At 33.9% G+C, this 8,970-nt stretch carries 8 protein-coding genes; 6 read left to right on the plus strand and 2 right to left on the minus strand.

Annotation, left to right across the window (positions count from 1 at the left end; genetic code table 11):
* The 3 genes from AC3DU7_RS17425 to AC3DU7_RS17435 all read left to right on the plus strand — a co-directional run.
* On the plus strand, window positions 1-383 hold a 383-nt coding region (locus tag AC3DU7_RS17425; RefSeq protein ID WP_488040584.1), incomplete at its 5' end, for a DUF3134 domain-containing protein.
* Between the two features lie 132 nt (window positions 384-515).
* Window positions 516-1,601, plus strand: coding sequence for a phospho-N-acetylmuramoyl-pentapeptide-transferase (mraY, locus tag AC3DU7_RS17430; RefSeq protein WP_488040585.1), 1,086 nt, complete (start codon window positions 516-518; stop codon window positions 1,599-1,601).
* A 211-nt stretch (window positions 1,602-1,812) separates the two neighbouring features.
* Window positions 1,813-2,739 carry a glycosyltransferase family 2 protein gene (locus AC3DU7_RS17435; RefSeq protein ID WP_488040586.1) on the plus strand — a complete coding sequence of 309 codons (927 nt, stop codon included), beginning with the start codon at window positions 1,813-1,815 and terminating at the stop codon, window positions 2,737-2,739.
* A gap of 505 nt (window positions 2,740-3,244) precedes the next feature.
* Here the strand turns inward: AC3DU7_RS17435 and AC3DU7_RS17440 are convergent.
* Window positions 3,245-3,742 (minus strand): 2TM domain-containing protein, encoded by a 498-nt coding sequence (locus AC3DU7_RS17440; RefSeq protein ID WP_488040587.1) that lies wholly within the window; start codon window positions 3,740-3,742, stop codon window positions 3,245-3,247.
* Between the two features lie 398 nt (window positions 3,743-4,140).
* On the opposite strand from AC3DU7_RS17440, the gene AC3DU7_RS17445 reads away from it, so the two are divergent.
* Window positions 4,141-5,259 carry a DUF262 domain-containing protein gene (locus AC3DU7_RS17445; protein ID WP_488040588.1) on the plus strand — a complete coding sequence of 373 codons (1,119 nt, stop codon included), beginning with the start codon at window positions 4,141-4,143 and terminating at the stop codon, window positions 5,257-5,259.
* Window positions 5,259-5,870: an MAE_28990/MAE_18760 family HEPN-like nuclease gene (locus AC3DU7_RS17450; RefSeq protein ID WP_488040589.1), complete on the plus strand. Its 612-nt coding sequence runs from the start codon at window positions 5,259-5,261 to the stop codon at window positions 5,868-5,870. The genes AC3DU7_RS17445 and AC3DU7_RS17450 overlap by 1 nt, the downstream gene beginning before the upstream one ends.
* Window positions 5,871-6,118: 248 nt before the next feature.
* On the opposite strand, the gene AC3DU7_RS17455 is transcribed toward AC3DU7_RS17450, so the two are convergent.
* Window positions 6,119-7,774: an ABC1 kinase family protein gene (locus AC3DU7_RS17455; protein ID WP_488040590.1), complete on the minus strand. Its 1,656-nt coding sequence runs from the start codon at window positions 7,772-7,774 to the stop codon at window positions 6,119-6,121.
* 647 nt (window positions 7,775-8,421) lie between these two features.
* Here AC3DU7_RS17455 and AC3DU7_RS17460 point away from each other — a divergent pair.
* Window positions 8,422-8,688 carry a hypothetical protein gene (locus AC3DU7_RS17460; protein WP_287275123.1) on the plus strand — a complete coding sequence of 89 codons (267 nt, stop codon included), beginning with the start codon at window positions 8,422-8,424 and terminating at the stop codon, window positions 8,686-8,688.
* Window positions 8,689-8,970: the final 282 nt, after the last annotated feature.

Raw genomic sequence — 8,970 nt, forward strand, 5'->3', positions numbered from 1 at the left:
CAACTACTGTACAGGAAACAGTAAATCCACAACCAGTAGTGCCACAGCCAACTACGGTACAGGCAAAGGTAGAACAACCAGTAGGACAGTCAGTAGGAGTTATTAGTCGTAGAAATAATCAACCTCAGTCACAACCAGTTCTAGTTTATAATCCCTCCCTGCTTTTAATACCTCGCCATGAGCCGGCAGATGTAATTCCTACCCAAAGAGACTCATCTATAGTTGACTGGTTAGAGACATCAGGCAGAATGTTACCTAGAGATCCTGCAGAATCAGACAATTATCTAGAAGAGGAAGAGGAAATTTCAGAATTGATAGCTGTAGATGATAATTTTAATGATGATGACGTTTTAGAAGGAAATGACGATGACTCAGGTGAATAGATATTTATAATAATTAATAATTAATAATTAATAATTAATTACTAAAAAGCTATTCAGTTAAAAGCTGAGTTTGGTCATTATTTAATCAAACCTAAATTATTAAAAAAAAAGTGTGTGTGGAGGAGATTTTTTATGCAAAATAAGCTCATTGTTAGCAAGTCTATTACTTTATCGGGAGAAAACTTATTCTTGGGTCTGGGTTTAGGGTTAAGTTCTTTTGCCCTAGTTTTAGATAGTATGGCTAATCGAAATATAGGTATAGAATCTCTAAGTTTACCCTTAATTCTATGTGGTTTAGCAACTGCAAGTTTGGGGTATTGGGTTATACCTATGCTGAGAAGACTAAAAGCTGGACAAATAATCCGGGAGGATGGCCCCCAAGCTCATCTACAAAAAGCAGGTACTCCAACTATGGGAGGTATATTTTTTGTACCAGTAGGAGTAGCGATCGCCCTGTTATTATCGAAATTTCATCCAGATGTTATGGCAGTATCTGCAATGACTCTAGCTTATGGTTTTATTGGTTGGCTGGATGATTGGAAAATTTTGCAACGTAAGTCTAATAAGGGAATATCCCCAAAAATGAAACTGGTTTTGCAGATTGGTTTTGCAATACTATTTTGTGGATGGCTAGCATGGAGTCAACCTAGTACGGTTACTAATATTGCTTTGCCATTTGGTTTACAATTATCTTTAGGATTACTATTTTGGCCTTTGGCAGGTTTTGTTTTAGTTGCAGAAAGTAATGCTACAAATCTTACTGATGGCGTTGATGGTTTGATGGGGGGTTTGGGAGCGATCGCATTTTTAGGGTTAGCAGCTTATTTAGCTCCTACTGCTCCGGAGTTAATGATTTTTTGTGCTTGCATGAGTGGTAGTTGTCTCGGTTTTGTTGTTCATAACCGCAATCCTGCTAAGGTGTTTATGGGTGATACAGGTTCGTTAGCTTTGGGTGGAAGTTTAGCTGCAGTTGCTCTACTAACTAACACTTTATGGATATTATTAATTCTTAGTGTGATTTTTTTAATAGAAACTCTTTCGGTTATTGCTCAAGTTAGTTATTACAAGGCAACAAAAGGACATGATGGTGTAGGCAAGCGCTTATTTAAAATGGCTCCTTTTCATCATCATTTGGAATTGTCTGGTTGGTCGGAAACTCAAGTGGTGGGATGTTTTTATTTAGTTAGTGCAATTTTGGCTAGTTTGTGCTTATTTTAAAATTAAGTACTCAGTAAGAGGAGTCAGGAGTCAGGAGGGAAGAAAGAAGCAAGAAAGAAGACTGGGAAAAGGAGAAAGTTTTTTTGATCGCTAATAAACATCTCTAAAAATCAAAAATAAAGTCAATTCTTATCCATAAATTATCAATTATTTCTCCCTGTTGCCTGTTGCCTGTTCCCTGCTATATAAATTATTAATTGAAAAACCGATCGTGACAAAAGTTTCAGTAATTGTACCAATTTATAATGGTGAGAAAGACTTGCCAGACTTGATAGAATGTCTGGAGTCGCAAACTTATCCTGCTGACCAAGTAGAATATTTACTTGTGGATAATAATAGTGGCGATCGTAGTAAGTCACTAATTGAAGCAGCAGTACAGTCAAGTCAAATTACAATTAGTCTAGTAACTGAAAATCACATTCAAAGTTCCTATGCTGCTCGCAATGCTGGTATTCGTGCTGCTAGTAGCGATATATTTGCTTTTACTGATGGTGACTGTCGTCCTCAACCTCAATGGTTAGAAAATTTAATTCAGCCATTTTCTGACTCTAATATTGGCATTGTAGTAGGAGAAATACTTGCTTTACCTGGGGACAGTTTATTAGAAAAATACGCTGATAAACAAGATACTCTTTCTCAAAAACATACTTTATCTAATTCATTTTGTCCTTATGGTCAAACTGCTAATTTAGCGATTAGAAAGCAAGCATTTGTAAAGGTAGGATTATTTCGCCCTTACTTAACAACTGGTGGAGATGCTGATATTTGTTGGCGTATTTTACGAGAAACATCTTATCAGTTTAAATTTATAGAAAATGCCGTAGTTAAACATCGTCATCGTTCAACTTGGAAAGATTTACAAAGTCAATGGCGTAGGTATGGAAAGTCAAATAAATATTTGCATGAACTGCACGGCATAGATCTAATGCGAGAGTTTAAAACACAGGAATATGTTTATCGTTTGAGTAGATGGTTATTAAAAGAGTTGCCTCTAACAATGATGAAAATGATATTAGGTAAGGCAGAATTAGTAGAGTTGTTTGATACTCCTATTGGTTTATTCAATGGTAGGGCAAGAATTCTTGGTCAAAAAGAAGCAAAGCTGTCAGATGAAGCGCGACAAATTGAAAGATTTTAGTCTAATTTTTTATCTGGAATTTCATTACTCAGGGTGCTTTAATTGTCTATTTTTATATAAGTTATTATAATTGCTTATAAAATTATCTTAAGGTATTTTTTTACTTGTTTAAAGTAAATGTTTTAAGACTAATAATTTGCTGTTACTTTTTTAATAATTCAAGTCAGCGATCGCTTATTTATTAGATAAAGAGTTAGGAGTAATTTTCCCTGATTTGAATTAATTAATGTTTGCGCTCAAAAGTCTTTCAGTAGGAATAGAAGATAGGAAAAATGGGAATGAGTGAGAAGGTAGGAGTAAGAATTGTAAGAATGATTTTTCTGCCAAACTATGCACCTAAAATACTCTCAAATTTGAGCATGAAGAGCTGAAAATTTTGCACTTTTTTCGATCCCAAAAAGGCACTTGTTTTTAGATGTAAATTTTTTTAGATTAGATCGGTGAGCCCTAATTAAACAAACCCGATCTTTCCTATCTATAATTTAGCCAGCATCTCCATTTTTTTTCAAGACTGTAAATTTTTTAAAATTTTATTTGCTAAAAATCCAAAAGATTGACCTAATTGTTTTTTCAAACGCCATCTTTGAAAAGCTTTTTCATATTCTTCTCCTTCCATTTGAAAAGTTTTCCAGGCATCTAAAGCTAACCATAATCCCCACAATAATAAAATTGGTAAAGACCAGGAAAGGGTATGAGCAGTTACTAAATTCAGTAACAGTAAAAATGAATTTACAATGCCATATTTAATCAAACTTTGCTTTAATTTGTCTCGACGAAGTTGATTAAAAACTTGTTTTTCCTGAAACTCACTCCGGTGGGAAAGCCATTCTTGTTCTGCTGCTGCTAAGTCTTCTGGAGAAATACCCATCTCATTAGCAATTTCTAATACTTGTGCTCTGGTTAGTTCGCCTCCTTCAGAGCGACGTGCTAGGGCAATTTGCAGAATTTGTTGGGCATCGTCTTGAGCATAAGTTTGGGTAATTTGGTTTTGTTGGTTTGTCATAACTTTATTGCTTAAATTTTAGAATTATTTCTATCATATATTCTAGCTTGCTATAGATATAGCAGAAGAAAGAAGGAAGAAGGAAGAAGCAAGAAGGAAAAGTATTATGTTGTCTGAGTTTTCAGCTTTTGATCTGTCCTAATCTTTGCTTCTACTGCTATATCAAAGAATAGCAATAGTAGATTCCTGTACTGTAAATAGGTAAAATTTCTACTGGATATTATTGGTCATCAACACTACAAAAAATGACTGTTATATCAAAATATAGCAATCTTAAGGAAGAAGGAAGAAAGAAAAATCTTATGTTGTCTGAGTTTTAAGTTTTTGATAGGTCTTAACCTTTCCTTCAACTGTTATAATATACTTTTAGGTTTAAACAAACTACTTAAAACAAAAATATGCTATCAAAGTCTAAAGTTACTAACAGTAAACCAAAAATAACTAAAGCACAAAAAGAAGCTGCTGAAGTTGAAATTAGAGAAAAGCAAAAGCGTGTTGATTATGATACAAAAGAATATCCAGTGGAAGTTCTTATTCAGAAGTATATGGAAGGAAAAGAAAACGATACTAATGAGTTATTTATACCTGACTATCAAAGGGAAATTGCTTGGGATGAATCCCGGCAGTCAAAATTTATTGAATCTGTACTTTTAGGATTACCAATACCTTATATATTTGTTGCTGATATTAATGATGAGGAAAATGAAGAAAATGAAGCTCGTTTAGAGATTGTAGATGGTACGCAACGTATCCGTACCCTAGCTGGATTTATCAATAATGAGCTAATACTGGGTAATTTAGAGAAGTTAAGCAAACTCAATGACTTTAAATTTGAGGATTTACCTTCTTCTCGTCAGAAACGTTTCAAAAGGGCTACTATTCGGATGATTCAACTTACTGAAGATGCGGATGAAGAAACACGAAGAGATTTATTTGAACGGATTAATACAGGTAGTGTTGAGTTAAATGAAATGGAAAAACGTAGAGGTATATTACCTGGAAAATTTACCGATCTAGTTGAAGAATTATCAAAATCACCCAAGTTTCGAGAGCTTTGTTTGTTTTCTGATGCAGCTATTGCCCGACGAGATCCTCAAGAATTTGTCTTACGTTTTTTTGCCTTTTTAAATAATTATCAAAATTTTGAGAGTAAAGTGGGGGTAAGTAAATTTCTGGATAAATTTTTGGAAAAAACTAACAAAGATAAAAATACAGACTTAAAGAAAATGTGGGATGAATTTGAAACAATGATAGATTTTGTGGAAAAACATTTTCCGAATGGTTTTCGGTCGGGTAAAAAATCAAATCAAACTACTACTAGAATTAAATTTGAGTCTCTTTCTGTAGGTATTGCTCTTGCTTTGAGAGAAAAAAGTAATCTTCAATATCGAGGAGATGATTTACTTAATCCTAGTAAGAGTAATTTTCAGAATTACACAAAAGGTTATGCAAGTAGTTCAAAGAAAAAAGTTATTCTTCGGATTGAATATGTACGAGACCAATTGTTAGATAAATAATGACAAGCATATTATTTCAAAATTTTAATGAACGCTCTAAAGAAGTAAGTGAATATTTTATTTTTCTCCAGAGTTTAGAGCAAGGAACAACAAAATTGTTGATAGAAAGTAAAGAAGGAAGCAAAACTCAAAAAATTGACATAAAGTTAGTACAAACCTTAAAAGCAAGTGCTTTTTTGTTGCTTTACAATTTAATAGAATCGACAATGAGAGATGCTATTGAAGCAATATTTGAAGAACTAAAAAATCAAAATGTTTCCTTCGACAAAATCACACCTGAGTTAAAAAAAGTTGTTCTTAAAAACCTGAAGATACAACTAAATAAAACAAGCATTGATGAAATTTATAATAAAATTGTATATATATCTCTAGATATTGTTAAGATTTCTAAGCTAGAGAAACAATTTTCTGGAAATATTGACTATGAAAAGATTAAAACAACAGCTAAGGAATATGGATTTTCTGCAAAAACAAAAACTGATATTAAGGATTATTTATTTAAAGTCAAGACTAATAGAAATGATTTAGCACATGGGCATAAATCATTCGCCGAAGTAGGTAAAGATAAGAGTATTGATGAACTAATAAAAATCAAAGATAAAGTAGTATAATATTTGAGACAAATTCTGGAGAATATTGAGACATATTTAGACAATCAAGAATATTTAGATTCATCTACAAATACTCCTTAATATCATGTTCAAATTCAGCCACCAGTAAGCAATTTTTCCTTTTAAACTGATAATTATTAACTAATAACTGTTACAAATACTCCTTAATATCATTTTCAGATTCAGTAACCAGTAAGCAGCTTTTATTATTCAACTGATAACTGATAACTGTTAACTGATAACTGTATTTACTCTCGCCAACGACCAGAACGAAGAATACTAATAATTAACCACAAACCTAGAAAACTAGCCGTTGCAAATAAAGCTTCACTTAATACAGATAACTGACTACTTTGAGAACCCGCAGTTACAATAGCAGCACCAATAATTAACGAACCTACAACAACACTGAAAGATAGTCTATTAGCCGACTTATTTACACTACGAGTCAAAGGTTCAATATCTTTTAAAGTCAAATTCCACTTCAATTTTTCAGAAGTAACTCTATCTAAAAGTAAGTCTAGTTGACGAGGTGACTCTAAAGATAAATTCTTCACATCAATAGCTGTTCTTAATAATGTTTGAACTGGGTCTTCCCCTAATAACTGTCGCCGAAATAGATCGGTCATTAATGGTTTAATTTCATCCAAAAGATTAAGTTGAGGATAGAAACTACGAGCTACGCCTTCCAAATTTGCTAAAGTTTTGGAATACAAACCCAAATTACTAGGCAACTTAATTCTGTTATTACGACACAATTGTAATATGTCATAAAAAACTTCAGAAAAATTGATTTCAGCCAAGCTCAGATTATAATATTTCTGCAGCATTTTGCTATACTCATTTTCCACCTTAGCTAAGTTTGGTAGTTGAGCAACTTCTGCCATTTGTAGAGTTAACTGAGTACATCTTTTAGCATCTAGATCGACGATCGCTAATAATAATTCCGTTAAATTTTGCTGACTGCGAGGATCGAGGCGACCTACCATTCCACAGTCTAGTAGAGCAATGCGTCCATCTTCCAGATAAAATATGTTGCCAGGATGAGGATCAGCGTGAAAAAAACCAGTGATATAAAACTGTTGAAAGAAAGCACGACATAATAAAGTGGAGAGTGCCTGCTTTTCTGCATCTACATCTCCATTATTGTTAATGCCTTTAACCTTCGCTGATAAGATAGGTTTACCATTTAGCCATTCGAGAACTAATATTTTCGGAGTTGTTAGTTCCCAATATACTTTCGGAAGCATTATTTGCTTGGGGTCAAACCACTTACTGGTAGATAAGTCTCGACGTAGTTCATCGGTATAACCAGCTTCCTTGGTGAAATCAAGTTCAGCTTTCAGAGCGACACTAAATTCTTCCGCAAGAGACACTATATCGTAGTCATTACCAAAGTCTGTGAATGAAACTAATTCAGCTAAACTTTTTAGCAGGGATGTATCTTTATCAATTATTCTGTCAATACCAGGACGCTGAACTTTTAGAGCTACTTCTGTACCATCTTTTAAGGTCGCTTTATAAGTTTGAGCAATAGACCCTGCTGCTACACATTCAGTATTAATATCGCTAAATATTTCTTCTAGAGGTTGGGATAATTGTTGACGAATTAAGATTTCCACTTCTGACCAAGGTACTGCTGGTACATTGGCCTGCAAACTTGATAAGGTGTCAATATAATCTGCTGGTAATAAGTCTGGACGGGTACTAAGTAGCTGGCCGAGCTTGACATATACTGGGCCTAAATCTACCAGAATATTGCGTAGAACTTCTGGTGTTGGTATATCTGGTTCGCCAGTTTTGCCTCCTGTGAGGAGGGTTTTCATATAGCCCCAACCATTACGGAAGACAATTTCGACTATTTCAGCTCGGCGAGAATTAGTTGCTGTCAGGCTAGATAACACGGGGCCTCCCAATGATTGGATTGATGTTTGTTTTACCTATAGGGACAATTTAATGTATCTAAATATTAGGATAACGTCGATCAGAAGCTGATGCATTGTGAGTAACTTTAATTTCAGCTATAGACTTTTTTTCCCTTATCTATACTGACTTTTAAGCATTTTATCCGAAATAAAATGTATCAGTTATCAGTAAATAAAAACTTTTGACTTTTTATTTTTAACTTTTGCCTGAGCAAATAGTATCTATTTTGACAGCAAGAAAACTATAAATTACACAAATTTCTGCTTTACATTATTCCCAAAGTTCTTTATATTTATTTTATAATTAATAAAGATATGTAGTCAGGAACCCCAGGACTAAAGTTCAAAGACTTGGACAGACTGCTCGAAGTCTTTGCCAGCCAGCACCTGACCAACCTTAGACCTTTGCAGTTTAAGTTACAGTTCAGTGTTAAAGTTCCTATTTTGAGATGCTCTGCCAGTGCCATCTTCTAGAACTCAATTAGAACTCAATGGTTAAACAGGCATAGTGGGTTAAGCCAGTACCTTTGACATAGTACCGACCTATAGCATTGTTATTTCGGCTGCCGATCTTTATTTATCCCCTAGCTAAGGCTAAGGGTTTCCAAATTACCAAAGTATTTTAGATGAATAATATAGAATCTGTCGCAATTGAACGGTTTCAGACTCAGAGTCCTATAGATTTAGACAGTTGTCAGTTAAACCGCGAGTTAGTTGGGTCTAGGGTAGTAATGGTGATTGACTGCCCATCTACGGAAAAGTGCCATCAGCTTTGGCGCGATCGCTACCTATTAATGCGTCGGTGTTTAGATTTATGGTTAGCTCATCAAATCGTAATTAGTTATAAGGGACATCCTTACGGTCGTACTCCAATGCGTCAATCTTTAGCCTGATTATTTTTTAACTGAGATTATATTTATAGCAATTTTCATACTTGTGAGGCGCTATATAAATCATAACTGACGGTGCGCAGTGACGCACCGTTATTATTTTTTGTAAATTTTTAGTTAGAAATAATTTTGTTAAAAATTTGAAACTATTACTACTAGGAAACAGGAAACAGGGAATAGGGAATAAAATATACTTTTGTATTTGAGCAGTAAATCTAAAAATAACTTTTCCTAACTATTTAAACTGACTATCAAATATACAATTAATTTTCCTTGACTACTTAG

The organism is Okeania sp. (assembly GCF_983059655.1).

Bases quoted from the DNA above. Each gene is read 5' to 3' on its own strand.
- AC3DU7_RS17445 (WP_488040588.1), top strand. From the start codon at position 4,141: ATGCTATCAAAGTCTAAAGTTACTAACAGTAAACCAAAAATAACTAAA.
- AC3DU7_RS17440 (WP_488040587.1), bottom strand. From the start codon at position 3,742: ATGACAAACCAACAAAACCAAATTACCCAAACTTATGCTCAAGACGAT.
- AC3DU7_RS17460 (WP_287275123.1), top strand. From the start codon at position 8,422: ATGAATAATATAGAATCTGTCGCAATTGAACGGTTTCAGACTCAGAGT.
- AC3DU7_RS17450 (WP_488040589.1), top strand. From the start codon at position 5,259: ATGACAAGCATATTATTTCAAAATTTTAATGAACGCTCTAAAGAAGTA.
- mraY (WP_488040585.1), top strand. From the start codon at position 516: ATGCAAAATAAGCTCATTGTTAGCAAGTCTATTACTTTATCGGGAGAA.